The organism is Cedecea sp. P7760 (assembly GCF_013386425.1).
In the GTDB taxonomy this organism is placed as follows: Bacteria; Pseudomonadota; Gammaproteobacteria; order Enterobacterales; family Enterobacteriaceae; genus Cedecea; species Cedecea selenatireducens.
In genome coordinates this window covers 1-341 of sequence record NZ_JACARU010000118.1, presented here as the reverse complement: position 1 = coordinate 341, position 341 = coordinate 1, and the positions used below count along the sequence as shown (strand labels likewise).

1 rRNA gene is annotated in these 341 nt (G+C 54.0%); it reads left to right on the top strand.

Annotation, left to right across the window (positions count from 1 at the left end):
* Window positions 1-83 precede the first annotated feature (83 nt).
* Window positions 84-341: ribosomal RNA gene (locus HX778_RS24925) — 16S ribosomal RNA — on the top strand; the annotation flags it as partial.

The window sequence follows — 341 nt, the reverse complement described above, 5'->3', positions numbered from 1 at the left end:
ATACGAGATAAGCATGGGTGTGGTTGGCTTGGAGATGGGTATTAGGGATAGTAGTTGGTGGAGATGTCGGGGATAGTGTCGGTAGATTTTGCTGTTTTTTTTTTCAAGCAGTCAGATGGGGATAGGAGACAGGGCCTAACACAAGCAAGGCGAGCGGGAGCACAGGGAGCTTGCTCCGGGGTGACGAGCGGCGGACGGGAGAGTAATGTCTGGGGAGCTGCCTGAGGGAGGGGGATAACTACTGGAAACGGTAGCTAATACCGAATAACGGCGCAAGACCAAAGAGGGGGACCTTCGGGCCTCTTGCCATCAGATGAACCCAGATGGGATGAGCTAGTAGG